Origin of the sequence: Pseudomonas sp. AKS31 (genome assembly GCF_023634765.1) — a bacterium.
Taxonomy (GTDB): domain Bacteria; phylum Pseudomonadota; class Gammaproteobacteria; order Pseudomonadales; family Pseudomonadaceae; genus Aquipseudomonas.
This window is the reverse complement of sequence record NZ_JAMLFX010000023.1, coordinates 1-25,465: the sequence shown is the minus strand read 5'-3', so window position 1 is coordinate 25,465 and position 25,465 is coordinate 1. Positions and strand designations below refer to the sequence as shown.

The 25,465-nt window shown below is 58.7% G+C and carries 26 protein-coding genes and 1 pseudogene; 16 read left to right on the top strand and 11 right to left on the bottom strand.

Going from position 1 to position 25,465, the window contains the following annotated elements; genetic code table 11:
* Nucleotides 1–237: 237 nt before the first annotated feature.
* On the bottom strand, nt 238–708 hold the full coding sequence (locus tag M9827_RS27065; protein ID WP_003227420.1) for a MaoC family dehydratase: 471 nt from the start codon (nt 706–708) through the stop codon (nt 238–240).
* Between the two features lie 42 nt (nt 709–750).
* Nucleotides 751–1,695: an alpha/beta hydrolase gene (locus tag M9827_RS27060; protein WP_250608230.1), complete on the bottom strand. Its 945-nt coding sequence runs from the start codon at nt 1,693–1,695 to the stop codon at nt 751–753.
* A gap of 200 nt (nt 1,696–1,895) precedes the next feature.
* Here M9827_RS27060 and fadD2 point away from each other — a divergent pair, with 200 nt between their 5' ends.
* The gene (gene fadD2, locus M9827_RS27055; protein ID WP_250608228.1) at nt 1,896–3,584 is read left to right on the top strand and encodes a long-chain-fatty-acid--CoA ligase FadD2; all 1,689 of its coding nucleotides are present in this window, start codon (nt 1,896–1,898) and stop codon (nt 3,582–3,584) included.
* Between the two features lie 347 nt (nt 3,585–3,931).
* On the top strand, nt 3,932–5,629 hold the full coding sequence (gene fadD1 / locus M9827_RS27050) for a long-chain-fatty-acid--CoA ligase FadD1 (RefSeq protein ID WP_250608226.1): 1,698 nt from the start codon (nt 3,932–3,934) through the stop codon (nt 5,627–5,629).
* Nucleotides 5,630–5,861: 232 nt separating this feature from the next.
* Here fadD1 and M9827_RS27045 read toward each other — a convergent pair whose 3' ends face one another.
* Nucleotides 5,862–6,239: a hypothetical protein gene (locus M9827_RS27045; RefSeq protein WP_250608224.1), complete on the bottom strand. Its 378-nt coding sequence runs from the start codon at nt 6,237–6,239 to the stop codon at nt 5,862–5,864.
* 198 nt (nt 6,240–6,437) lie between these two features.
* Between M9827_RS27045 and M9827_RS27040 the strand changes: the two genes are divergently transcribed.
* The 3 genes from M9827_RS27040 to def all read left to right on the top strand — a co-directional run bounded on the left by M9827_RS27040 (nt 6,438) and on the right by def (nt 8,286).
* Nucleotides 6,438–6,629: a CsbD family protein gene (locus M9827_RS27040; protein WP_250608222.1), complete on the top strand. Its 192-nt coding sequence runs from the start codon at nt 6,438–6,440 to the stop codon at nt 6,627–6,629.
* 164 nt (nt 6,630–6,793) lie between these two features.
* Nucleotides 6,794–7,744: a YihY/virulence factor BrkB family protein gene (locus M9827_RS27035; RefSeq protein ID WP_250608220.1), complete on the top strand. Its 951-nt coding sequence runs from the start codon at nt 6,794–6,796 to the stop codon at nt 7,742–7,744.
* Between the two features lie 2 nt (nt 7,745–7,746).
* Nucleotides 7,747–8,286 carry a peptide deformylase gene (gene def / locus M9827_RS27030; protein WP_250608218.1) on the top strand — a complete coding sequence of 180 codons (540 nt, stop codon included), beginning with the start codon at nt 7,747–7,749 and terminating at the stop codon, nt 8,284–8,286.
* A gap of 129 nt (nt 8,287–8,415) precedes the next feature.
* On the opposite strand, the gene M9827_RS27025 is transcribed toward def, so the two are convergent.
* Nucleotides 8,416–8,835, bottom strand: coding sequence for a GNAT family N-acetyltransferase (locus tag M9827_RS27025; RefSeq protein ID WP_250608216.1), 420 nt, complete (start codon nt 8,833–8,835; stop codon nt 8,416–8,418).
* A gap of 882 nt (nt 8,836–9,717) precedes the next feature.
* Here M9827_RS27025 and M9827_RS28120 point away from each other — a divergent pair.
* Nucleotides 9,718–10,494: pseudogene (locus M9827_RS28120) on the top strand (PAS domain-containing protein); the annotation flags it as partial.
* A 3-nt stretch (nt 10,495–10,497) separates the two neighbouring features.
* Nucleotides 10,498–11,037 carry a methyl-accepting chemotaxis protein gene (locus M9827_RS28115; RefSeq protein WP_225919999.1) on the top strand — a complete coding sequence of 180 codons (540 nt, stop codon included), beginning with the start codon at nt 10,498–10,500 and terminating at the stop codon, nt 11,035–11,037.
* Nucleotides 11,038–11,176: 139 nt separating this feature from the next.
* Here M9827_RS28115 and M9827_RS27010 read toward each other — a convergent pair whose 3' ends face one another.
* The 3 genes from M9827_RS27010 to M9827_RS27000 form a co-directional block, all read right to left on the bottom strand.
* Nucleotides 11,177–11,722 (bottom strand): hypothetical protein, encoded by a 546-nt coding sequence (locus M9827_RS27010; protein WP_250608214.1) that lies wholly within the window; start codon nt 11,720–11,722, stop codon nt 11,177–11,179.
* 154 nt (nt 11,723–11,876) lie between these two features.
* Nucleotides 11,877–13,301: an MFS transporter gene (locus M9827_RS27005; protein ID WP_250608212.1), complete on the bottom strand. Its 1,425-nt coding sequence runs from the start codon at nt 13,299–13,301 to the stop codon at nt 11,877–11,879.
* A 125-nt stretch (nt 13,302–13,426) separates the two neighbouring features.
* Complete coding sequence (locus tag M9827_RS27000) at nt 13,427–13,867, bottom strand: PACE efflux transporter (RefSeq protein ID WP_250608211.1); 441 nt, start codon at nt 13,865–13,867, stop codon at nt 13,427–13,429.
* Between the two features lie 122 nt (nt 13,868–13,989).
* On the opposite strand from M9827_RS27000, the gene M9827_RS26995 reads away from it, so the two are divergent.
* Nucleotides 13,990–14,862, top strand: a complete 873-nt coding sequence (locus M9827_RS26995; protein WP_250608210.1) for a LysR family transcriptional regulator — start codon at nt 13,990–13,992, stop codon at nt 14,860–14,862.
* Nucleotides 14,863–15,112: 250 nt separating this feature from the next.
* On the opposite strand, the gene gntR is transcribed toward M9827_RS26995, so the two are convergent.
* Nucleotides 15,113–16,144 (bottom strand): HTH-type transcriptional regulator GntR, encoded by a 1,032-nt coding sequence (gene gntR, locus M9827_RS26990; protein WP_250608209.1) that lies wholly within the window; start codon nt 16,142–16,144, stop codon nt 15,113–15,115.
* 216 nt (nt 16,145–16,360) lie between these two features.
* On the opposite strand from gntR, the gene M9827_RS26985 reads away from it, so the two are divergent.
* Entirely contained in the window at nt 16,361–16,894 is a 534-nt protein-coding gene (locus tag M9827_RS26985; protein ID WP_250608208.1) for a gluconokinase, read from the top strand.
* 82 nt (nt 16,895–16,976) lie between these two features.
* On the top strand, nt 16,977–18,332 hold the full coding sequence (locus M9827_RS26980) for a GntP family permease (protein WP_099756982.1): 1,356 nt from the start codon (nt 16,977–16,979) through the stop codon (nt 18,330–18,332).
* Between the two features lie 96 nt (nt 18,333–18,428).
* On the opposite strand, the gene alaC is transcribed toward M9827_RS26980, so the two are convergent.
* The gene (alaC, locus tag M9827_RS26975) at nt 18,429–19,637 is read right to left on the bottom strand and encodes an alanine transaminase (RefSeq protein WP_250608207.1); all 1,209 of its coding nucleotides are present in this window, start codon (nt 19,635–19,637) and stop codon (nt 18,429–18,431) included.
* Between the two features lie 139 nt (nt 19,638–19,776).
* On the opposite strand from alaC, the gene M9827_RS26970 reads away from it, so the two are divergent.
* The 3 genes from M9827_RS26970 (at nt 19,777) to M9827_RS26960 (ending at nt 21,802) form a co-directional block, all read left to right on the top strand.
* Nucleotides 19,777–20,439: a LysE family translocator gene (locus M9827_RS26970; protein WP_093430442.1), complete on the top strand. Its 663-nt coding sequence runs from the start codon at nt 19,777–19,779 to the stop codon at nt 20,437–20,439.
* 68 nt (nt 20,440–20,507) lie between these two features.
* Complete coding sequence (locus tag M9827_RS26965; RefSeq protein ID WP_250608205.1) at nt 20,508–21,002, top strand: GyrI-like domain-containing protein; 495 nt, start codon at nt 20,508–20,510, stop codon at nt 21,000–21,002.
* A gap of 311 nt (nt 21,003–21,313) precedes the next feature.
* The gene (locus M9827_RS26960; protein ID WP_123453514.1) at nt 21,314–21,802 is read left to right on the top strand and encodes a GNAT family N-acetyltransferase; all 489 of its coding nucleotides are present in this window, start codon (nt 21,314–21,316) and stop codon (nt 21,800–21,802) included.
* Nucleotides 21,803–21,921: 119 nt separating this feature from the next.
* Here the strand turns inward: M9827_RS26960 and M9827_RS26955 are convergent, their stop codons facing one another.
* Both M9827_RS26955 and M9827_RS26950 read right to left on the bottom strand, forming a co-directional pair.
* Complete coding sequence (locus M9827_RS26955) at nt 21,922–22,527, bottom strand: pyridoxamine 5'-phosphate oxidase family protein (RefSeq protein ID WP_250608204.1); 606 nt, start codon at nt 22,525–22,527, stop codon at nt 21,922–21,924.
* Between the two features lie 19 nt (nt 22,528–22,546).
* Entirely contained in the window at nt 22,547–23,032 is a 486-nt protein-coding gene (locus M9827_RS26950) for a GNAT family N-acetyltransferase (protein WP_250608202.1), read from the bottom strand.
* A 141-nt stretch (nt 23,033–23,173) separates the two neighbouring features.
* Here M9827_RS26950 and M9827_RS26945 point away from each other — a divergent pair, with 141 nt between their 5' ends.
* From M9827_RS26945 to M9827_RS26935, 3 genes are read left to right on the top strand one after another with little or no spacing between them, the layout of a single operon-like run.
* A complete protein-coding gene (locus M9827_RS26945; protein ID WP_250608200.1) occupies nt 23,174–23,599 on the top strand; it encodes a YybH family protein in 426 nt (141 codons plus the stop codon).
* A gap of 40 nt (nt 23,600–23,639) precedes the next feature.
* Complete coding sequence (locus tag M9827_RS26940) at nt 23,640–23,984, top strand: YciI family protein (protein WP_008081988.1); 345 nt, start codon at nt 23,640–23,642, stop codon at nt 23,982–23,984.
* On the top strand, nt 23,977–25,218 hold the full coding sequence (locus M9827_RS26935) for an RNA polymerase sigma factor (protein ID WP_250608198.1): 1,242 nt from the start codon (nt 23,977–23,979) through the stop codon (nt 25,216–25,218). Before M9827_RS26940 ends, M9827_RS26935 begins: the two co-directional genes overlap by 8 nt.
* Nucleotides 25,219–25,465: the final 247 nt, after the last annotated feature.

Below are 25,465 nucleotides of genomic sequence, written 5' to 3'. Positions count from 1 at the left end.
CCTGTAAACCATGTCCCCGGTCTCAAACGTAAAGGATGTACCCGGTCTTTACCCACCCTAGCCCTCTCCCGGAGGGAGAGGGGACTGACCGAGGTGTTCTTTCGAGCTACATCGACCTGAAATATTCAGTCGAACTCAAAATCTGAAATCAGCGGAGATCGGCTCCCTTTCCCCCTCGCCCCTGGGGGAGAGGGCTGGGGTGAGGGGGAAAGCTCTCACTGACACACTACCAATCAATCAGCCAATGCTAATCGCCGGCAGTGTCGGCAACGTCACCGTTTGTTGCTTGCGCGGCGCCAGAATCTCCGCCTCGCCATCCACCACCAACTCATCACGCTGGTTGAACACGCGCGTGGCAATGCGCACACGAAACTTCGGCAGCTTCTCGAGGATTTCCAGACGCACTGTCAGCGTGTCACCGATCTTCACCGGCTTCTGAAAGCTCATCTGCTGACCGATATAAATAGTGCCCGGCCCAGGCAACTCGCAGGCCACAGCGGCACTGATCAGCGCGCCACTGAACATACCGTGAGCGATACGCTCCTTGAACATGCTCGCAGCGGCAAACTCGGCGTCCAGGTGCACCGGGTTGTGGTCGCCCGACATCGCGGCGAACAGCTGAATGTCGCGCTCTTCGACGGTCTTGCTGTAGCTGGCAGTCTGGCCGACTTCGAGGGCTTCGTAAGGGATGTTGGTAACCTGGGTCATCGGTCTCGATTCCTGTGACGGATTCAGTGAATCCACAAAAAATTATTCGCTGCGCTGAGGGCGCGGATGGCTCAAAGCCTGATCGATCCAGGCCAGCACATCAGCGATCACTTCGTCGCGATTGGTTTCGTTGAACAATTCGTGCCGCGCCTGCGGGTAGATCTTCAGTTGCAGGTGCTGGCTGCCGGCCGTGCGCAAGGCATTGGCCAGATCTGTCAGACGCTTGCCTTCACTCACCGGATCACATTCGCCGCCGATTACCAGCAGCGGCAGGCCCGGATCGATCTGCGCGAGATTGGACGCTTTGCTGATCTGCTGCAAGCCGCCGAGCAGGTCGATCCACAATTGATTGGTGCAGCGAAAGCCGCACAGCGGATCGGCAGCGTACTTGTCGACCTCCACCGGATCGCGGCTCAGCCAGTCGAAGCGTGTGCGCACCGGTTTGAATTTGTTATTGAACGAGCCGAACGACAGCCACTCGATCAGCGCGCTGCGTCCCTTGCCACTCTGACGCAGTTTTTCCAGGCGAGCGATCTGCCGCGCAGCGCGGTACAGCGCAACGGGCTGAAAGTTGGAACCACTGAGAATCGCCCCGTGTAGGCTGGCGCTGTGATGCAGCAAATAACCCTGGGCGATGTAGCTGCCCATGCTGTGCCCCAGCAGGATGATCGGCACGCCGGGGTGCTGCTGACCGATGTGCTGATTGAGGCTGGCCAGATCGCCGAGTACTTTGCACCAGCCGTCGTCATCGGCGAAGTGGCCGAGGGTGCCGTGATTGGCGGTTTTGCCATGTCCGCGTAAATCCGGCGCGTACACGCCATATCCTTTGTCGCAAAACGTGTCGGCCAGTCGCGCATAGCGGCCGCTGTGTTCCGCCATGCCATGGGCCAGCAGGATCACCGCTTTCAACGGCGCCGCCGGCAGCCATTGATTGACGAACAGGCGGCTGCGGTCACTCGCGTCCAGCCATAAGGTGTCGTGGATCATGGCGATTCCTTTGCTCAGAGTCGGATCATTGTATAGCGCGTCTGATCAGCCCACGCCACGGCAGGAAGATTCACACGGTCAATGACGGCTTTGTCCATATTTGCCTCAATGGCCATAGCTGCTAGTGTCCGTGAAGCTCCGCTTTTTCAGAAATGACAGAAAGCGGCCCCGGATCAGCTCAGGTAAAGAGGACAAGAACAATGCAACCTGATTTCTGGAACGACAAACGCCCGGCCGGCGTACCGCTGGACATCGACATGGGTGAGTTCAAGTCGGTGATCGAGGTGTTCGAGCGTTCCTGCAAGAAGTTCGCTGATCGCCCGGCGTTCAGCAATATGGGCATCACCCTGACCTACGCCGAACTCGAGCGCCAGAGCGCCGCCTTCGCCGGTTACCTGCAGGTGCATACCGATCTGGTTCCGGGGGATCGTATCGCCGTGCAGATGCCCAACGTCCTGCATTACCCGATTGCCGTGTTCGGTGCACTGCGTGCCGGGCTGATCGTGGTCAATACCAACCCGCTGTACACCGCGCGGGAGATGCGCCATCAATTCAAGGATTCCGGCGCACGAGCACTGGTGTACCTGAACATGTTCGGCCAGAAGGTCCAGGAAGTGCTGGCTGACACCGACATCCAATACCTGATCGAAGCGAAGATGGGCGACTTGATGCCCACCGCCAAAGGCTGGCTGGTCAACACCGTAGTCAGCAAAGTGAAGAAAATGGTCCCGGCGTATTCGTTGCCGCAGGCGATCTCCTTCAAGAGTGCGCTGCGCATGGGCCGTGGCCTGGGGATCAAGCCGCTGAAGGTCAGCCTCGACGACATCGCCGTGCTGCAATACACCGGTGGCACCACCGGGCTGGCGAAAGGCGCGATGCTGACCCACGGCAATCTGGTGGCGAACATGCAGCAAGTACGCGCCTGCCTGGCGCAGCTCGGCCCGGACGGCCAGCCGCTGTTGCGCGAAGGTCAGGAAGTGATGATCGCGCCGCTGCCGCTTTATCACATCTATGCTTTCACCGCGAATTGCATGTGCATGATGGTTTCCGGCAACCACAACGTGCTGATCACCAATCCCCGCGACATTGCCGGTTTCATCAAAGAGCTGAAGAACTGGCGCTTCTCCGCGCTGTTGGGCCTGAACACCTTGTTCGTGGCGCTGATGGATCACCCGGATTTCAAGACCCTCGATTTCTCCAGCCTGAAGCTCACCAACTCCGGCGGCACTGCGCTGGTCAAAGCCACCGCCGAGCGTTGGGAGCAGATCACCGGTTGCCGCATCACCGAGGGTTACGGCCTCACCGAAACCTCACCGGTGGCCTGCACCAACCCGTACGGCGACCAGTCGCGGCTGGGCACGGTCGGTTTGCCGGTGCCGGGTACATTGCTCAAAGTCATCAACGATGACGGTGTCGAGCAGCCGATGGGCGAGCGCGGCGAGTTGTGCATCAAAGGCCCGCAGATCATGAAGGGCTACTGGCACAAACCCGAAGCCACTGCCGAAGTGCTGGATGCCGAGGGCTGGTTCAAGTCCGGTGACATTGCGGTGATTGATCCGGACGGGTTTGTGCGCATCGTCGATCGCAAGAAAGACATGATTATCGTCTCCGGTTTCAACGTGTACCCGAATGAAATCGAAGACGTGGTGATGGCGCATCCGAAAGTCGCCAACTGCGCGGTCATCGGCGTGCCAGACGAGCGTTCGGGGGAGGCGGTGAAGCTGTTTGTGGTGGCGCGGGAAAGCGGGGTCAGCCTCGAAGAACTCAAGGCCTACTGCAAAGAGAATTTCACCGCGTACAAAGTGCCGAAACACATCGTCTTGCGTGAGTCATTGCCGATGACGCCTGTCGGGAAAATTCTGCGGCGCGAGTTGCGCGATATCGCTTAAAGGTCAAAAACACAAAGATCGCAGCCTTCGGCAGCGCCTACCTTGGAATGCATTTCCAGTAGAAGCTGCCGAAGGCTGCGATCTTTTGCTTTGAGTCCCCGAAAACCGGGGCTTTCAAGCTGTTCTAGGATTTTTGCTCTAAAATGACTGCTAGCTAGTCTTGAGTCATGATAATGACTGTAGGGGCCGCTTTTGGCTCTAGTCGACCCTTGGCAAAGCTGCTACTCTCGGCGCGCTTTGTGACTTCTCGGCCTCTGTAAAAGCCAGATTCACCAATACCAAACACACACCAATAATAATCGCATCAAATGCGGTGAAGAATTCGCGTTGCTGAGGAGTGGGCTTCCATGATCGAAGACTTTTGGAAGGATAAATACCCGGCTGGAATTGCTGCCGACATCAATCCGGACGAGTATCCGAACATTCAGGCAGTGTTGAAGCAATCCTGCCAACGCTTCGCCAACAAACCGGCTTTCAGCAACCTGGGCAAGACAATCACCTACGGTGAGTTGTACGAATTGTCCGGTGCGTTTGCCGCGTATCTGCAACAGCATACCGATTTGCAGCCTGGCGATCGAATCGCCGTGCAACTGCCCAACGTCCTGCAGTACCCGGTGGCCGTCTTCGGTGCGATTCGCGCCGGGCTGATCGTGGTCAACACCAACCCGCTGTACACCGCGCGGGAAATGGAACACCAATTCAACGACTCCGGCGCCAAAGCCCTTGTTTGCCTGGCCAACATGGCGCATCTGGCCGAAGCCGTGGTGCCGAAAACCGGCGTCAAACACGTAATCGTCACTGAAGTTGCCGACCTGCTGCCGCCGATCAAGCGCCTGCTGATCAACAGCGTCATCAAGTACGTGAAGAAGATGGTGCCGGCTTATCACCTGCCCAAAGCCGTCAAGTTCAACGACGTGCTGAGCAAGGGCCAGGGCCAACCGGTGGCCGAAGCCAATCCGGACAGCGGCGATGTCGCGGTGCTGCAATACACCGGCGGCACCACGGGCGTAGCCAAGGGCGCGATGCTCACCCATCGTAACCTCGTCGCCAACATGCTGCAGTGCAAAGCGCTGATGGGTTCCAACCTCAATGAAGGTTGCGAGATCCTGATCACGCCGCTGCCGCTGTACCACATCTACGCGTTCACCTTTCATTGCATGGCGATGATGCTGATCGGCAACCACAACATCCTGATCAGCAACCCGCGCGACCTGCCGGCGATGGTCAAGGAACTGTCGAAGTGGAAGTTCAGCGGTTTCGTCGGCCTGAACACGCTGTTCGTCGCGCTGTGCAACAACGAAGGTTTCCGCAAGCTGGACTTCTCGGCGCTGAAAGTCACCTTGTCCGGCGGCATGGCCCTGCAACTGGCTGCTGCCGAGCGCTGGAAAGCGGTCACCGGTTGCGCCATCTGCGAAGGTTACGGCATGACCGAAACCAGCCCGGTGGCCACGGTCAACCCGATCCAGAACATCCAGATCGGCACCATCGGTATTCCAGTGCCTTCGACCCTGTGCAAAGTCATCGACGATGCTGGTGTCGAGCAGCCGCTGGGTGAAATCGGCGAGCTGTGCGTCAAGGGCCCGCAAGTGATGAAGGGCTACTGGCAGCGTCAGGAAGCCACCGATGAAATGCTCGACAGCGAAGGCTGGCTGAAAACCGGTGACATCGCGCTGATCCAGCCGGACGGTTACATGCGTATTGTCGATCGCAAGAAAGACATGATTCTGGTCTCCGGTTTCAACGTCTACCCGAACGAACTGGAAGACGTGCTGGCGACCCTGCCGGGTGTGTTGCAGTGCGCGGCCATCGGCGTGCCGGACGAGAAATCGGGTGAGGCGATCAAGATTTTCATCGTCGCCAAACCGGGCGTGACCCTGACCAAAGAGCAGGTGATGGAGCATATGCGCGCCAACGTCACTGGCTACAAGGTGCCGCGTTCGGTGGAGTTCCGCGATGCGCTGCCGACCACCAACGTCGGCAAGATCCTGCGCCGCGAGTTGCGGGATGAAGAGCTGAAGAAGATCAAGGCCAAGTCCGCCGCCTAAACACGAAGCCCCGCAGATGCGGGGCTTTTTGTTGGGGCCGCAGGGTTTGAGATATCTGTTGTTCGGTTAAACCAGCCCCTCACCCCAGCCCTCTCCCAATGGGAGAGGGGGAAAGGGAGCAGATCTTCATGCTGTTCAGAACCTGAGTTCGACTCGATATTTCAGGTCGGTGTACCTTGCCCAAACACCTCGGTCAGTCCCCTCTCCCTCTGGGAGAGGGTTAGGGTGAGGGCTATTGACGGAACGGCGCGAAATTCACGTTAGTGCCCGCCGGGCGCATGTCCTGCAGATACGAATCCTTGTCCGCACTCAATTCCAGGCTCAATGCCGCTTTACGCTTGCCTTCGTTGCGAATCACCAGACCTTCAAGCTTTTCACGCAGGAACACCGTCGGCACTTTCAGGTGCAGCAGTTCGTCGGTGGCCGGCGTGTGCATCAGCAAGTGAATCCACTCGTACTGACCCACGGCCAGACGCGACACCGGCAGGTCGAACCACCAGATGTTGCGGTTGCGGTTCAGTTCGGCGAAGTGGCAGTTGTTGGTGCCGAGCACGGCACCGCCCAGTTCCTTGTTGCGTCGGGCGATGGCCTGCGTTTTATCGAGTTTCATAACATTCCTGCGAGGATCGGTTCATTGGCGCACAACGCCCATAGGTGCGCATTCTCCGGGCAACGCACGCAAACATAAAGCCCAACCTGCACGCCACGACGAAATGAGCCGCCGAAAATAAATGAAACTTGGCGCAAACCCGGCCAGTCAATCATTACGTACTGACTTTTCCCCTTTAATGCATCAAGGAGAAACACCATGAGTAGCACTGGCGATAAAGTAAAAGGCATGGCCAACGAAGCGGTCGGCAACGTCAAGCAAGGCGTCGGTAAAGCCACCGACAACAGCAAGCTGCAAGCCGAAGGCAAGATCCAAGAGAAAAAAGGCGAGGCCCAGCAAGCGGTCGGTAAAGCCAAGGACGCTATCAAAAAAGGCGTCGACAAGGCGTAATTCAGCCTTGAACGAAAGACACGAACGGCCATCCAAGGATGGCCGTTTTTGTGTCAAAAGCCTGCAGCGACCCGACGGGGTTCGCCAAACAGGCTACCGTGATGTAAAAAACGGCCCCTGAGTCGCCACGACTTCAACCTGTATTGCGGCGAAAGGAGACGCGAATGATATTTCCGGACATGAAAGGTCTGCCCCTGCACCGGGTGATGGTGCGCACGGTCACTGAATTCGTCGACGACGAGATGTCGACCTACGCCTCGGCACTGGCCTACCAGATGCTGTTCTCGCTGTTCCCGTTCATCCTGTTCCTGATCGCCCTGATCGGTTTCCTGCACCTGCCGGACTTCTTCTCCTGGCTGCGCCTGCAATCGGAACTGGTCCTGCCACCGCAGGCGCTGGAGCAGGTCAACCCGGTGATCGACCAGTTACAGCAGTCCAAGGGTGGCCTGCTTTCCGTCGGTATCGTTATCGCCCTGTACACCGCCTCCGCGGGCGTACGCTTGATGATGAGCGCGATGAACGCCGCGTATGACGTGGTCGAAGGCCGGCCGATCTGGAAGCGTTTTCCGCTGTCGATTGTCTACACCGTCGGCATTGCCGGCATGCTGCTGGTGGCCGCCGCGCTGATGGTGCTCGGGCCGCAGGTGATGGGCTGGATCGCCGCGCAGGTGGGGCTGGAAGACTTCATCGTCACCGTGTGGACCATCGCGCGCTGGCCAGTGATCGTGATTCTGATGATGGTCGCCGTGGCACTGATCTACTACGTCATGCCGGACGTCAAACAGGAATTCCGTTTCATCACACCCGGCTCGGTACTGGCTGTGGTGGTATGGATCATCGCCTCGTTGGGCTTCGCCTTTTACGTGAAAACCTTCGCCAACTACAACGCGATGTATGGCAGCATCGGGGCGATCATCGTGCTGTTGCTGTACTTCTACATTTCCGCGGCGGTGCTGTTGCTCGGCGCCGAGATGAATGCGGTGATCGAACACATGTCCAGCGAGGGCAAGGACTCGGGTGAGAAAGTCCCCGGCGAACTCGATGAACATCCCAAACAACACGTCTCGGGCCTGGGTCGCGATCATTCGCTCAAGCCGGACACTGACGAAGTCTGATCATGATCCGTGAAATTCTGAAAATGGGCGACGAGCGCCTGCTGCGCATCGCCCCGCCAGTGCCGGCCGAGATGTTCGACAGCCCTGAGCTGTGGCAACTGATCGACGACATGTTCCAGACCATGGAAAGCGTCGGTGGCGTTGGCCTGGCCGCGCCGCAGATCGGTGTCGATCTGCAACTGGTGATCTTTGGTTTCGAACACAGCGAACGTTACCCGGACGCTGAAGCGGTGCCGCAGACAATCCTGATCAATCCGCTGATCACACCGCTGAGTCCGTTGATGGAGGAGGGCTTTGAAGGCTGTCTGTCGGTGCCGGGTTTGCGTGGCGCGGTGGAGCGTTATCAGCAGATTCGCTATGAAGGGTTTGATCCGAAGGGCGAGCCGATTGTGCGCACTGCTTCGGGCTTCCACGCCCGCGTTGTGCAGCACGAATGCGATCACCTGATCGGCCGGCTGTACCCGTCGCGCATCACCGACTTCACTAAGTTCGGTTTTACCGAAGTGATGTTCCCGGATCTTGATCCAACCGCCGACGATTGATCCAGTGCCCAGCACATATCCCTGTGGGAGCGAGCCTGCTCGCGAATGCGCAATATCAGTGACAGATTCTGTGACTGACACACCGCTTTCGCGAGCAGGCTCGCTCCCACATTGGTTTTCGCATGTCCTTCAGGATTGAGCGGGAACCCTTTCCATCGCAATCATCGGCTTGCTCCGCGCATACCGGCTCAAGCGCTCCGCCATCGCCTGGGGCAGCGCCGGGTCGAACGTGAGTCCGCGTCGCTCATAAAACTCGCGCAAATCCGGATGACAGAACAGCCATACCGGCTCGCTCACATCCTGCACCGCCGCTGCAATCAGCTTTGCGGCAATGCCCTGTTCACGACACCCCGGATCAACGAACAACCCGGTCAACCAATGCCCGCCGGACACTGGCCGCAAGCACAACGCGCCCACAATCTCTCCGCGCCGCGCCACCCATAACTGTGCCTCGCGAACCGCTTTCATCGAGGACTGGTGGCTGCGGTAAAACTTGTTCATCAACGGCCATAACGACTCGTCGAGCAGGCTGTATTGGGTGTCGGGCATGGGATCGGACTGTCGGCGTCAAAAGCGCGATTATAAAAGAACGCACGGCTCTGGATAGGTGTATACCTGACCTCACATCCCCTGTGAGTGGAGTACGCATCATGTCCAAAGGTATGGATTCAAAGAAAGCCGCGAAGAAGAAACCGGCCAAGACCGCGATTGAAAAGCGCGCGGAGAAGAAAGCCAAGAAAGTCGACATCTTCGGTCATTGATCACGCCTTCCGGAGCCCGGTTCTCGGGCTCCTGCCTGCACCCGAAAATAATCTGCAAGATTGCACCGCGTCGTTGCACAGAAGAGTGGCCGACCTGGCTGTTGCTGAGCCTGAATTTTCATCTTTAGCACCACGACTTGCCCTGGCTTGCGTGGTAGGACTTGCCAAACACACCCGCTCCCCTGTGGGAGCGAGCTTGCTCGCGAAAGCGTCCGCTCCGACAACATTTCTCCCCGCGCTGAACCGATTTTTGTGCAAAAAGTGCCAGATACTGGCCGACTAGTGGCCTTGCGCAAGGCTTCGCGCTGGCTATGCTTCTTCTAACTAACTATGTCGACCGTCATGTCAAAACATGCCGGACACACATCGTTGGTCCGTGAATTCATGCTGCCAGAGTGCGCAACCCAAGGCACCGACACTGAACCAACAAGGAGCGTCGCTTACATGGAAGTTCTTCTACGCGTTAGGGCTGGCCCGCGTGCGGGCTATCAAGAGAAGGATGTCTTGATTAGAGCGTTGCTGCATGGACGCTCCGATTGATCATCATTTATCACCTGACAACTTCCTCCCGTGGAGGAATGCGTGTGCCTGTTCTGTGGAACGTAGTGGTGGATCTTGAAAGAACTGAACTTTCATCAAATCAAAAGTCCGCGCGGAAGGTGATACAACCATGTTCAACCTACATCACAAGGCTGACCTGCAGGAAATCGAGCGTTTCAGCTGCGCCTTGACCGAGGCCAATGCCAAGTTGGCCGCGATCAGCCGTTCAATGGCAATGATCGAGTTCACCCCTGAAGGCATCGTTCTGGATGCCAATGAAAACTTCTGCAAGACCATGGGTTACAGCGCCGATGAAGTGCGCGGCAAACACCATCGGGTGTTTTGTGAAGAGGTTTTTTATCGCAGCGAAGAGTACGCAAAACTGTGGCGTGATCTGGCTCGCGGTGAGCCGATCAGCGGCACTTTTCTGCGCTTGAACAAGGCGGGCAGGGAAGTCTGGCTCGAAGCCAGTTACATGCCGGTGTATGGCCCGGACAAGCAAGTCCAGAGTGTGATCAAAGTTGCAGCCGACATCACCGCTCGGGTCAATAAGGAAAACGAAGAGGAAAGCATGCTGGCGGCCATCAGTCGCTCGATGGCGGTGATCGAGTTCACCCCGCAAGGCAATGTCATCGCCGCCAACGACAACTTCCTCAAGACCATGCAGTACTCGCTCAACGAAATCGTCGGCCATCACCACAGCCTGTTCTGCCATCGTGCCGAAGCCGAGTCCGCGCAATACAAGGCATTCTGGGCCTCGCTCAACCGCGGCGAATATCACTCCCATCGTTTCGAGCGCAAGAACAAGTCGGGGCAGATGGTTTACCTCGAAGCCTCGTACAACCCGTTGTTCGACGCCAAGGGCCGCTTGTACAAAGTGGTCAAGTTCGCCAGCGACATCACCCATCAGATGACCACGCTGCAGAACGCTGCCGAATCGGCCCACAGCACCTCGGTACAAAACGACGCCTGCGCGCAAAAAGGCTCACAGGTCGTGCAGCAGACCGTGCAGATCATCCAGGACATTTCTCGCGACCTCAACGAAGCCGCCGCCAGCATCGATGCCGTGAGCAAACAGTCGGACATCATCGGCACCATCGTCCAGACCATTCGCGGCATTGCCGATCAGACCAACCTGCTGGCGCTCAATGCCGCCATCGAAGCGGCGCGGGCCGGTGAACATGGGCGCGGTTTTGCCGTGGTAGCGGATGAAGTGCGCAGCCTCGCGGCGCGGACCAGTCAGGCGACGCTAGAGATTGTCGAAGTAGTGCGCAAGAACCATGACCTGTCGCTGAGTGCGGTGTCGAGCATGCAGTCGAGCCTGAGCCGTACCGGGCTCGGGGTTGAGCTGGCGAATGAGGCGGGGGAGGTGATTCTGGAGATTCAGCAGGGATCGCGGCATGTGGTGGATGCGATCAGCCAGTTCAATGAAACCCTGCAACTGAACTGATTCCACAAAGTGGCCTGTAGGAGCTGTCGAGTGGAACGAGGCTGCGATCTTTTGATTCGTTGTTGGAAGCAAGATCAAAAGATCGCAGCCTTCGGCAGCTCCTACAGGGATACCGTGCGGTAGCTAGGAGTCCGTGGTCTCAGAGCGCAGCGAGAAACTTGCCCGCCTGTTTGTCGCTGTCCTTCACATCGTTGTCTTTTTCCGCCTGCGCCAACTTAATCTTGTCTTGCAAGCGCTCGGCGATCTCCTTGCCGATTGCCAGTTGTTTCTCCGGCGGCATGGCTTTGATGTCGTCCTCGGTCAGCCCCATGGACTGCAGGATACTGTCGCGCAGACGCTGCTCCGGCGTCTTGCTCATGTAATCCTTGAAGTCGTCGGTGGCAGATTTTGCCGAAGCCGTGGTGGCATCAGTGGCTTGCAGGTTGACGCGGGTCTTGGCGAAGGCTTCGTCGACATTGTCGCTGATACGCGTGGCTTCGCTGACTTGCTGGGTGGCGATCTGCGTGGCCGAGTCCTGCACTTTGGCAGTGGCTTCGGCGGTTTGCGCCTGGGTCTGGTTTTGCAGGGTTTGCAGCATGGCGCCGTGCAGGCCACCTTGCAGACCGGCGGCAGCCGTGGTGGTGGCATCGTCATTCAGCGCTTTGGGCAGGTGAATGATTGGCTGGTGTTTGGCACTGACCAACATGATGAATGGACCTGTAGGTAATTGCAGACTCGGGTCTCGCAGCAATTACCGTGCCTGTGTAAAAAATCTTTTTATATCAGTTGGTTGGCATTCTGCGTGGATGGGCGAGCGGTCATCCCTTGCCGATAAGCGGCAGAGGATGACCGTGTCCCCGTCAGCGATGGGCAATGTTCTCCAGCGCCAGATTGCGTGTGCGCGGACCGAACCAGCCGATGGTCAACATCACGATCAGCATGCTGCTGACGATAAACGCCAATACCCCCGGCGTACCGAAATTGTCGAGAAACAGGCCGATCAGCAGGCTGCTGAACACCGTCGACAAGCGGCTGAACGAATAGCAGAAACCCACGGCGCGGGCGCGGATATTGGTCGGGAACAGTTCGCTCTGGTACGAGTGATAACTGAAGCTTAGCCAGGCGTTGCAGAAGGTGATCATCACCCCGCAGAAGATCAGCCCGAATGCGCTGGTCTGCAGGGCGAACAAGGTGCCGAAGGTCATGGCGCCGAGGGCCGAGCCGACGATCTGCCATTTGTTTTCAAATCGATTGGCGAACTTCACGAACAGCAGCGGCCCGAGCGGGTAGGCGAGGGTGATGATGAAGGCGTACATCAAACTGTGGGTGACGCTGACGCCTTGACCGGACAGCAGCGCCGGCAACCAGTTGCCAAAGCCGAAGAACCCGATCGCCTGGAAAATGTGAAAGACGATCAGCATCAATGCGCGACGGCGATACGGTGGCTGCCAGATATCAGCGAAACGGCCCTTGCCTTCGACATCGACCGGAACGGCTTCCGGGGCGTCCAGTGGTCTACCGTGATCCTTCTCACAACGGGCCTCGATAGTGTCGAGAATCTGGTTGGCTTCATCAAAGCGGCCATGCTGCGCGAGCCAGCGCGGCGACTCCGGCAGACGCTTGCGCAGCCACCAGATAAACAGCGCAAACACCGCGCTGGCCAACACCACCCAGCGCCAGCCGGACACGCCGAACGGCGCTTGCGGCACCAGCCACCACGACATCAATGCCACCGCCGGCACCGAGAGGAACTGCACGAAAAACGCGAAGGCAAACGCCGAGCTGCGCATGCGTTTGGGCACCAGTTCCGAGAGGTAGGCGTCGATGGTCACCAGCTCGATACCGAGGCCGATGCCCACCAGAAAACGCATGCAGATGATGCCCAGCGCCGAACTCTGAACCCCCATCAACACCGTCGCCACCGTGTACCAGACCAGCGCGAAAGTGAAGATCGCGCGGCGGCCGAAGCGATCGGCCAACGGGCTGAGCAGGCTGGCGCCGAGGAACAGGCCGAGGAAGGTCGCCGAGGCAAACGCCGCTTGATCGGAGAAACCGAACACACCCTGATTGCCGGTGGCAAAGAGGCCGTCGCGGATCAGCCCGGGGCTGATGTAAGCAGTCTGGAACAGGTCATAGAGTTCGAAAAATCCACCAATCGACAACAGCGCCACCAGCCGCCAGATCGTCGCAACTGCGGGAAGGCGATCGATGCGGGCGGACACCTGAGCGGCGCGTATCGGGTCGATGCCGTCGCTGTGCGCGGCGGCGGGGGCGTGTGCAGTCATGGGCGGATCCATTTTTTATTGATGGAAAAGCTTAGCCTGCTATCGGAGTTGGCGGATTGTGAATATCGGCGGTTTGACCGGATAAACCGCTGTTTTCTTGCAATATCTGCTTACCAATTAACGATTTATGCCGCAGCCGCCGAATCGGCAAGTGCTGAGGCTGGCAAGCCGAAGATCCGGTCGAACAACCAGTTGAAGGCGAACGTGTAGCACGGGATGAAAATGATCAGCGCCAGATCCAGTAGAAACGCCTGCACCAGACTGATGTTCATCCACCACGCAATCAACGGAATCAGAAACACGATCAGCGTCAGTTGAAAGCCGACGGCGTGGGCGATGCGTCGTTTCACCGTGCGCGTGCGCGACACCTGCCGACTTTCCCAGTGCTCGAACAACGAGGTGTAAATGAAGTTCCAGGTCACGGCAATGGTGGTGATGATCACCGCCAATGGCCCGGTGCTGCCTGGCGACGTGCCGGACAGCAGTGCCAGACCGAGGGCGGAGAAGGTCATGCCGATCACTTCGTAGAGCGACACATAGACCAGTTTGCGTTTGACGCCTTGCATGGGGATTTGCCTCTTTCTTGCCGTTTGTTGGCCAGCGGGACTGGCGAAGACGGCGAAAGATAGCTTCAATAGGGCTGACAGAAAAAGTCAGCTACTTTCAGTTCTATTGATAGGTGTACAAGGTGAATTTCAACAGCGACAGCATCGAGCTGTTTCTTGCCGTGATTGAACGCGGCTCGTTTTCGGCGGCGGCGCGGGCGTTGGGTCGAGTGCCTTCCGCTGTCAGCATGAGTATTGGCAACCTTGAGGCCGAACTCGGTTATTTGCTGTTCGACCGCAGCCACCGTGAACCGCAGCCCACGGCAATGGCGCTGTCGCTGGTGCCACACGCGCGGCTGATCGCCGAGCAGCTCAAGCAACTGCAAGTGCATGCCGTTGAATTGTCGCTGGGGCTGGAGAGCAAGTTGTCGATTGGCGTGGTCGCCGACATCGATCGCCGCCGTTTGCTGGCCGCGATCAAAGTGATCGCCGAGCGCCATCCGCTGCTCGATATCGAAGTGCTGACCGCGCCGCAAGACGACGTGCTGGCGATGCTGCACAGCGGCCGCGTCAGCGTGTGCCTGGCGTTCGCTGGGCTGAGCATGAATGTACTGGAGCGTTTTCAGTTTGTCGGCAGCGAACGGATGATCGCCACGCTGGCGGCGGACAGTCCGCTGTTGCAGGGGCAGGATCTGTTTCTCGAAGACTTGGTGCACGTAAGGCAGATCATCGTCGCCAGTCGCGACTTGCCGATCAGTGAAACGCGGCCTTTGGTGGCGGAGTCGTACTGGCGCACGGACAGCCTTGAGACGGCGATGGAAATGGTCGAGGCGGGATTGGGTTGGGGTAACTTTCCGCTGTCGGTGGTGCAGCCGCGACTGGACAGCGGACGGCTGAAACGCCTGAATTTTCGCAACATCGAAAACGGTCTGGTGATGCCGGTGCACGCGGTGTGGCTCAAGAGCCAGCCACTGCAGAAAGGCGCGCATGCCCTCGTTGACCTGCTCAGCCATTGAGCCCAACACAAAACCCCTGTAGGAGTGAGCCTGCTCGCGATAGCGGTGTGTCATTCAACACATGCGTCGCCTGACACACCGCTATCGCGAGCAGGCTCGCTCCCACAGGGATTGTGTTTCAACTCAGCATTTGTGAGCACCACATAAAACTGTAGGAGCTGCCGAAGGCTGCGATCTTTTGATCTTGTTTTTAAGAGCAAAATCAAAAGATCGCAGCCTTCGGCAGCTCCTACAGGGGATTGCGACAGTTTCAGGTGCTTTCGCGGATCTTCAGTTCAAAGCCCATATCTTCAACCGGACGCGCCACGCTGTTACCCGCCATCAACGTCAGCATCTGCTCCGCCGCGCGCCGGCCAATCGCTTCGCGCGGGGTGTTGATGCTGCTCAGGCGCGGCACCATGTGCTCGGACATCGGCAAGTCGTTGAAACCCAGAATCGCTACCTGCTCAGGAATCTTGATGCCGTTGCGCAGCGCCTCCAGCAACGCACCCTGCGCCAAATCGTCGTTACCAAAGAAGATCGCATCAACGTCCGGATGCGCCGCGAGCAATTGCAAAAACAACTCCCCGCCCAAGCCCACCGATGAAGAACGAGGCGTCAGTACTTCCAGATCCGGGTCGTAACGCCCAGCCTTTTGCAACGCTTTGCGAAAGCCTTCACCGCGCAACAAGGTTCGCTGATCGAGCTGCGCGCCAATATAAGCCAGGCGCTTGCGCCCGCGAGAGAGCAAATGCTCGGCCGCTGTTTCGCCGGCACTGAGTTGCGAGAATCCCACGCAATTCACCCCGGCGGCGCTGTCCAGTTCCATCATGTACACGCAGGGAATGTTGCTCGCCTCGATCATCCGCCGCGAACTTTCCGTGCGATCAAACCCGGTCAACAGCAACCCGCGTGGCTGATAGGCCATGTAATTGCGCAACAGGTTTTCTTCTTCATCGCGTGAATAGTGGAAGTTGCCGATCAGCACTTCGAAGCCTTTGGGCGTGAGCACCCGATGAATGGCTTCCAGCGTATCGATGAACAAAAGGTTGGACAGCGAAGGCACTAATACGACGACCGAATGGCTTTGCGCCGAGGCTAAAGCGCGGGCGGCAGGGTTGACCACGTAGTTGAGTTCGAGCGCAGCTTTCTGCACTTTTTCCACAAGGTCTGTGGCCACGGTGCTGACACCGCGCAAGGCGCGGGAGGCGGTAATCGGGCTGACACCGGCCAGGCGGGCAACTTCATTGAGGGTGGGACGGCCGGTGGTACGCGTGTTTTTATCGTTTTTAGGGGAGGTCATCGGGCGGCTTGCCAAACAAAAATCAAGGCACTAAGGTAGCGCTGTCCTGATGCAGCTGTAAATGCGTAAGCGAGGTCCTGCCTGATCTTCGCTTTTTGGCGTTGGGAACAAACCTGCTGCAACCCAAAAAAACGACAAGAAGGCGTCGGCAACTTCTGCCTGTGCACTAGAGTCATAGCTAGCAAAGGTAGCGCTGTCTGCGCGCTGAGGTGTTATATGAGTCATCCCATCACCGCCCTGGTCATCATGGGCGTTGCCGGTTGCGGCAAGACGTGCGTCAGCGAGGCCCTGTGCCAATTGAGCGGCGCCACTGCCATTGAAGGCGATACTTTCCATCCGGCCGCGAACATCGAAAAGATGAGCGCGGGGATCCCCCTGAACGACGACGACCGTGCCGGCTGGCTCGACAGCCTGTGCGATGAACTGCGTCGCGTCGACGCGCTGGGCGAACGCCCGGTGCTGACCTGCTCGGCCCTTAAACACAGTTATCGCGAAGTGTTGCGCAGCGCCTTGCCGGGCCTGGGCTTCGTGTTTCTTGAATTGACCCCTGAAGTCGCCGCTGAGCGTGTGTCCCATCGTCCGGGCCACTTCATGCCGGCGACGTTGATCGAAAGCCAGTTCGCCACCCTCGAATCGCCGAAGGGCGAGCCGCTGACGTTGGCGTTGAATGCTTCGATCCACAGCGTTGAAGAACTGGCGTCCCAGGCTCACGTCTGGTGGCAGGCCCATGGTCTGAAACAGGCGGTATGAGTGTGTTGAAAGAGATAGCGCTGTCCCCCCGACTTCTGTTTAACCCGTTTTAATAACAACAACAATCCAGGAGACACCCCCAATGTTTGGCATGTCCCACGACGCCTACCTGCTGCTCGATGCAGTGGTCACGGTAATCGGCCTGATTATCCTGATCACCAAATTCAAGATTCACCCGTTCATTTCCCTGACCATCGCCGCCGCGTTCCTCGGCCTGACGTCGGGCATGCCGATCGGCACCATCATCAAAGCGTTCCAGGACGGCTTCGGTGGCGTGCTCGGTTTTGTCGGCATCATCCTCGCGTTGGGCACCATGCTCGGCAAAATGATGGCCGAATCCGGCGGCGCCGATCAGATCGCCCAGACCCTGATTCGTGCGTTCGGTAAAGACAAAGTCCAGTGGGCAATGATGTTCGCTGCGTTCCTTGTCGGCATCCCGCTGTTCTTCGAAATTGGCTTTGTCCTGCTGATTCCGTTGGTGTTCATCGTTGCCCGTCGCACCGGCGTGTCGATCATCAAGATCGGTATCCCGCTGCTCGCCGGTCTGTCCGCCGTGCACGGTCTGGTGCCACCGCACCCGGGTCCGCTGCTGGCGATCGGCGTGTTCGGTGCCGACATCGGCAAGACCATCCTTTACGGTCTGATCGTTGCGCTGCCGACCGCAATTATTGCCGGTCCGATCTTCGGTACCTTCATCGCCAAGCACATTCCGGGTCACCCGAATCAGGAGCTGGTCGATCAACTGGCCCGCGAAAACGACGACTCGGCGAAGCTGCCGAGCTTCACCATCACCCTGATCACCGTGCTGTTGCCGGTGTTCCTGATGCTGCTGAAAACCTTCGCTGACGTGGCGCTGCCGGACGGTCACTTCTTCCGCACCTGGATGGACATGATCGGCCACCCGATCTCGGCCCTGCTGCTGGCGTTGCTGCTGTCGCTGTACACCTTCGGGCACAAGCAGGGCATCGGTTCCCAGCAAATGCTCAAGTGGCTCGACGCGAGCCTGGCGCCAACCGCCGCGATCATCCTGATCATCGGCGCCGGTGGTGGCTTCAAGCAGATGCTGGTGACCAGCGGTGTGGGCGACGTGATCGGCCACATGGCGGTCAGCGCGCAGATCTCGCCGATCCTGCTGGCGTGGCTGGTGGCGGCGGTGATTCGGATTGCGACCGGTTCGGCGACTGTGGCGACCATTACCGGCGCGGGCATTGTCGTGCCAGTGGTGGGGATGATCCCGGGCGTCAACCGTGAGCTGTTGGTGTTGGCCACCGGTGCCGGTTCGTTGATTCTGTCCCACGTGAACGACGCCGGTTTCTGGCTGGTGAAGCAGTACTTCAACATGACCGTGGCCGAGACGTTCAAGACCTGGACGGCGATGGAAACCATCCTCTCCATCGTCGCGCTGGGCTTTATCCTGCTGTTGTCGCTGTTCGTTTAAGCGGCTTCACGCAGACACAAAAAAACCGCAGCGATGCGGTTTTTTTGTGGGTGATCGTTCCCACGCTCTGCGTGGGAACGATCAGAGGTGTGTCAGTTACTTCGTAACTAAGCCATCCGCCCGGAACATCCCGCGAATTCCGCGCACTGCCTGACGAATCCGGTCCTGGTTTTCAATCAGCGCAAAGCGCACATGGTCGTCGCCATACTCACCAAAGCCAACCCCCGGCGAGACGCACACCTTGGCCTCGGCCAGCAGTTTCTTGGCGAATTCCAGCGAGCCCAGATGTGCATACGCCTCGGGAATCTTCGCCCAGACATACATCGACGCCTTCGGATTCTCGACCATCCAGCCCAGCTCATGCAGGCCTTTGACCAGCACGTTGCGGCGCTGGCGGTACTGCTCGGCGATGTCGCGCACGCACTGCTGATCGCCTTCCAGCGCGGCAATCGCCGCCACTTGCAGCGGGGTGAAGGTGCCGTAGTCGTGGTAACTCTTGATCCGCGCCAGCGCGTTGACCAGTTCCGGGTTACCGACCATGAAACCGATGCGCCAGCCGGCCATGTTGTAGCTCTTGGACAGGGTGAAAAACTCCACCGCGATGTCCTTGGCCCCCGGCACCTGCATGATCGACGGGGCTTTCCAGCCGTCGTAGACAATGTCAGCGTACGCCAGGTCGTGAATCACCAATACGTCGTACTGCTTGGCGAGGGCGATCACTCGTTCGAAGAAATCCAGTTCCACGCACTGCGCGGTCGGGTTGGACGGGAAGCCGAGGATCATCATCTTCGGCTTCGGGATCGAGCCACGAATGGCCCGTTCCAGTTCGTCGAAGAAGTCCACGCCCGGCACCAGCGGCACCGAACGCACTTGGGCACCGGCAATCACCGCGCCGTAGATGTGAATCGGATAGCTCGGGTTCGGCACCAGCACGGTGTCGCCCTGGTCCAGGGTGGCCAGCATCAAATGCGCCAGGCCTTCCTTGGAACCGATAGTGACAATGGCTTCGCTTTCCGGGTCGATATCGACCGCGTAGCGATCCTTGTACCAATTGGAAATCGCCCGGCGCAGGCGCGGAATGCCCTTGGACGTCGAGTAACCGTGGGTGTCTTCGCGTTGGGCGACTTGTACGAGTTTTTCGACAATGTGCGGCGGCGTGGCGCCATCGGGGTTGCCCATGCTCAAGTCGATGATGTCTTCACCACGACGCCTGGCGGCCATCTTCAGCTCGGCGGTGATGTTGAAAACGTAAGGGGGGAGTCGATCTATGCGCGCAAAGCGGCGCGGCGAACCTTGTTCGGCCATTGTTGCCTCGGATAACGTAAGCGCCCGGAACCGTCCGAGCGACGCTGGTCACTGCGGTGACCTGTGGCGGAAGATAAGGGCGCTGATGGCATACTGTCCAGCCCGTTTGTAAACATTTTTTTCCGAAGGAAAATGGTTAATGGAATTCACCAGCGGCTTCTTGCTGAGCCTTTCGCTGTGCCTGGATATCGGCGTGGCCAACATCGCCATGATCACCCTGGCGATGCAGCGCGGTTACTTTCAGGGTTTCGCTCTGGGCCTTGGCACCTGCGTCGGCGACCTGATTTACGCGGTGCTGGCGCTGGCCGGGATGACCGTTTTGCTGCAATACGAAACCGTGCGCTGGGTGCTGTGGATCGGCGGTTCGGCGCTGCTGATCTACTTTGCGGCGAAGATGATCTATTCGGCGATTCACCACGAGGCGCAGTTGGCGGCGACGGCGGAAGTGGGGCAGAACTCCCATCGCAAAGAGTTCTTCCGGGGGATTTTTCTCGCCATGTCGTCGCCGAGCGCGATCCTCTGGTTCGCTGCGGTGGGCGGCACCTTGATTGCCCGTTCCGGTGGCGGTGGTCCTTTGAGTTCGGCGCTGTTCCTCGGTGGTTTTCTCTGCGCCGGACTGCTGTGGTCGGCCGGTTTGTGCTTCGCCGCGAGCCATGGCGGCAAACTCCTCGGTGACAAGCTGTTGCGCTATTCCTACCTGGCATCTGCAGCGATCTTCTGCTATTTCGCGGTTTACGTGATCGTATCTGGCTACAACGAATTTGTCGGTTCAGGCGCCGTCGAGCAGTTGCACGCGCTGTAACCGTGCGAATTGGATCGGGCTTTCTATACTCCCAGCCGAACCCCCTTTTTTGTTCCAGGAGTCGAGTCATGGATGAGCAAAAACGCGTCGAAGTGGCTGAGCCTCGCTTCGAACATGGACACTTCCTGCTGATTGCAGGTTTTCGCGGTCGATTTACCCAAGACACCGCCAAAGACATCCCGGCGCTGTGGGAAAAGTTCTTGCCGCACTTGGGAAAGATCCCAGGGCAAAAGAACGAAGTGACTTACGGAGTCTGCAGCAATTTCGACGGCAAGGGCGGCTTCGATTACATCGCCGGGGTGGAAATCGACAAGCTCGATGACCTCGACCAGAAGGTCTACCAGTGGGTCGAAGTGCTGCCTCGGCAATACGCAGTGTTCGAGCACAAGGGACCGCTCGAACAACTGCCGCAAACCCTGCAATACATCTACAAGACCTGGCTGCCGACCTCGCACTACGTGGAACTCAACGCCCCGGAACTGGAGCGTTACAGCGCCGATTTCAATCCGCGGTTGCACACCGGCAAACTGGAAATCTGCGTGCCGGTCGATACCAAGGTTTGAGCCCAACACCATGAGGCGGATCACTGATCCGCCTCATGCTTTCAACGCTGTTTACGTCGCGCCCGCAACAGATCGATACCCAGAGTGATAAAGCCGAACGTACTGATGCCCAACACCATCAACAGGCCGATTTCAACGCTGCTCATAAGCGGTTTCCCCCAAGGTTGATCAGAGACACGCCTGAGAAATAGCCCGACAAACGCCCGAAGAAAAGCGCTTATACGCAGGCTTTACGCCGCCCCTGCACATCGATATGCAGACCTTATTCCTTTATGCTTTCGGTACTTTCTTCTGCTGATTTCCGAGCCGCCATGAACACCCTCATCCGCAACGTCACCGCCGCCGACTTGGACCGCTGCTACGCCATCGAAACCGTTGCCTACGAAGGCGACGAAGCGGCCACCCGCGAGAAGATCGCCACGCGTATTGCCACCTGGCCCGAGGGTTTTATCGTCGCTGAGGTGGATGGCGTGGTGGCAGGTTTCGTCAATTCTGGCGCGGCGTTTGATGTGCAGATGTCGGACGAGGCGTTCAAGGAACTGATCGGCCACGACCCGCAAGGACCGAACGTGGTGATCATGTCGGTGGTGGTGCACCCGGATTATCAGGGGCAGGGCCTGGCCAAGCGCTTGATGGGTGAGTTCATCGAGCGTATGCGCGGGATGGACAAAGCGACGATTCACCTGATGTGCAAAGAAAAACACATTGCGCTGTACGCCGGGTTTGGTTTTGCCTACATCAAACCTTCGGAGTCGGATCACGGCGGCATGGCGTGGCACGAGATGATCCTTACGCTCTGAGGCCAACCCGATCTCCACTGTAGGAGCTGCCGAAGGCTGCGATCTTTTGATCTTGATTTTTTAACAGCAAGGTCAAAAGATCGCAGCCTTCGGCAGCTCCTACAGGGGATTGTGTTCTGTCAGTAGAGGCTGTCGCTTACCCGCTTCGGCGCTTCCCGGTCGTAGGCCTCGGCGTCGAACTGACCGTCGTTCAAACGTTTGTGGAAGGCGCCGGCAGAGGGCAGGGCCGAGCGCGGCAGGTGGGTTTCCGGGTTCCAGGCATCGGAACGCACAAACGCTTTCGAACAATGAAAGAACGCCGCTTCCACTGTCACCAGCAACACCGTTTTCGCCGGTTTGCCATTCACCGCAAAGCTTTCCAACAGCTCAGGCTCAGCACTAATCACCGCCGTGCCATTGACCCGCAACGTCTCACCAATCCCCGGAATGATGAACAGCAGCGACACCCGCGAATCCTGCAGCACATTGCGCAAGGTATCGATGCGGTTGTTGCCCGGGCGATCGGGCAACGCCAGCGTACGTTCGTCAATGATCCGCACAAACCCTGCTTTGTCACCGCGCGGCGAATTATCCAGGCCATCGGCGCCCACCGAGCTGACGATCACCAGCGGCGACAGGCGCACCATCGCCTGATAATCCTCGTTGAGAAAACCGATCTGCTTACGCACGGCCCGCTCGTGCGGCCGTCCGTAAATCGCTTCCAGCGCTTCGATTGAATCGATCATCGTTGCATCCCTCGATGACTTAGAAAAACAGGCCCATGCGCCGCTCGTAACCGATCCGGCCCTTGTACGCCTCACCGCTGTCGACATAGCCGTGTTTGGCGTACAGCGCGATGGCTGCGTCGTTGTCCGCGTCCACCGACAATTCCAGCCCCTTGATCTCAGGCCACGCCTGACGTGCAACTTCGGGGAGTGCTTGCAGGCAAGCCTTGCCGTAACCCTTGCCCTGGGCGCGGCGATCGACCTGCAACGCATGCAGGGTGGCGCTGTGTTCATCGGCCCAGTCCGGCAGCACCGGCGGGCGTTTGAGCAACAGAAACGCCACGGGCACTTCATCCGCCAGCAGCGCAAAACCCTTCACGCCGGGGCCGGGTTTCGACAGCAGCGTGTGCAACGCGCCATGGATATCGCCGGAGAACTTGATCTGCTCGGCATGGATTTCAATCGCCTCGACTTGCTGACGCTGCAAGGCGTTCAGGCTGTCGTACGGCACGAGTTGGGCTGACACGGGAATTTCCTTTTTCCTACAAAGATGAGCCTCGGATTCTAGCGATTTTGTCTTCTGCAGAAATTTTTTGTTTCGTCTGTCGATCCGCCCGCTTGCCGGACGACTAAGGGTGTCTTCACAACAAAAAACACGGAGAACACCATGAGCGCACAAACCGAGATCCAGACCCTGATCAACACTTACCGCGAAGCCGTCATGACCAAGAACGTCGAGAAAGTCATGGCGTTGTACGCCGACGACATCGTCTCTTTCGACGCGATCAAGGCCCTGCAATTCAAAGGCAAAACCGCCTACCGCGCACACTGGGTCGAGTGCATGGAAATGTGCCCCGGCCCGCACATTTTCGAGTTCCATGAAATCGCCATCGAAAGCGCCGACAACATCGCCTTCGCCCACTGGGTGGCGAACTGCGGCGGCACCAACGACAAGGGCGAAACCCAGAGCTGCTGGATGCGCGTCACCGCCTGCTATCGGCAGGTCGGCGGGGCGTGGAAAATCGTCCACGAACACTGGTCGGCGCCGTTCGATCCGATGAGCGGCGCGACCCTGTTCGATGTGCAGCCCTGATCTTCAGCCATAGTTGATCCGTCCGCTTCAGGAGAACGCCATGAAGTATTTATGCCTGGTCTACAGCGATGAACGCCTGCTGCATTCATCACCCGACAGCCCGGAAGACGCCGAGTGCTGGGCCTACGCCGAGTCGATTCAGGGCAGCGGGCGGATGGTTGCCGCCGAAGCGCTGGAGTCGGTGCAGACCGCCACCACCGTACGGATGCGCAACGGCAAACTGTCGATCACCGATGGCCCGTTCGCCGAAACCAAGGAGCAATTGGCCGGTTTCTACCTGATCGACGCCAAGGATCTCAACGAAGCGATTCAGGTTGCCGGCAATATTCCGGCGGCGCGGGTGGGCAGCGTGGAAGTACGACCGGTGCGGCAATTGAATGTCTGAGGTCAAGGCGCGGGTCGAGCAGGTCTACCGCGAAGAGTCGCGGCGGATCCTGGCGACGCTGATTCGCTTGCTGGGTGATTTCGACCTCGCCGAAGAGGCCTTGCACGAGGCGTTCTTCGTCGCGGTCGAGCGCTGGCAGCGCGACGGCGTGCCGGACAACCCGCGCACCTGGCTGGTGTCCACCGGGCGTTTCAAGGCGATTGACGTGTTGCGCCGTCGTGCGCGGTTCAAGGCCTCGCAGCCGCTGTTGCTGGCGCAACTGGAAGAACTGGAGCAGGCCGACTGGAGTGGCGAAGACGTGGAAGACGATCGTCTGCGGCTGATCTTCACCTGTTGCCACCCGGCGCTGGCGGCGGATGCGCAAGTGCCGCTGACCTTGCGCGAAGTCTGCGACCTGACCACCGAGGAAATCGCCCGCGCCTTTCTCTGCGCGCCGGCGGCGATTGCCCAGCGCATCGTGCGCGCCAAAGCCAAGATCCGTGACGCGAAAATCCCCTATCAAGTACCAAGCCTGAGCGAATTGCCCGAGCGCCTCGACAGCGTGTTGCGGGTGATTTATCTGGTGTTCAACGAAGGGTACTCGGCGTCGGGAGGGGCTGAGTTGATCCGTGAAGATCTGACCCGCGAGGCGATACGGCTGGGGCGGCTTTTGATGGAGTTGCTGCCGGAGCCGGAGGTGATGGGGCTGCTGGCGATGATGCTGTTGCACGAATCGCGACGTCCGGCGCGGACATCGCCGGACGGTGAACTGGTGCTGCTGGATGATCAGGATCGATCACTCTGGGATCGCGAGTTGATAGCCGAAGGTTGCGCGCTGGTTGAGCGTGCGCTGACCACGCGGCGCTTCGGGCCGTATTGTTTGCAAGCGGCGATTGCCGCGGTGCATGCCGAGGCGCCGACGGCGGGGGAGACGGATTGGGCGCAGATCGTCGGTTTGTATGACGTGCTGTTGCGCGCGGTACCTTCCCCGGTGATTGAGTTGAACCGCGCGGTGGCGGTTGCCAAGCGCGACGGGGCACTGAACGGATTGAATCTGATTGAGGGGATTTTGGCGCGCGGCGAGTTGCAGGATTACCACTTGGCGCACTCGGCGCGGGCGGAGTTTTGTCGGCAGTTGGGCAGGGTGGAGGAGGCGAGAGCGGCGTATGTGCGCGCTTTGGAGTTGACCCGACAAGAGCCGGAGCGGCGGTTTATTGAAGGGCGGCTCATGGCGCTGGAATTGCCCTCACCCTAGCCCTCTCCCAGGGGGAGAGGGGACTGATTGGGGGATATTGGAGAGGTTCACCGACTTGACAGCTCAGTTGGGAATCCATGATCGAACCAAATTTCACGACCCTATATACCGCAGCAATCAATCCATAATCGACTCGGTCTTTCAGGTCGATGTCTGACGCAAGACACCTCGGTCGACCCCCTCTCCCTCCGGGAGAGGGCTGGGGTGGGTAAAGACCGGGTACATCCTTTACGTTTGAGACCGGGGA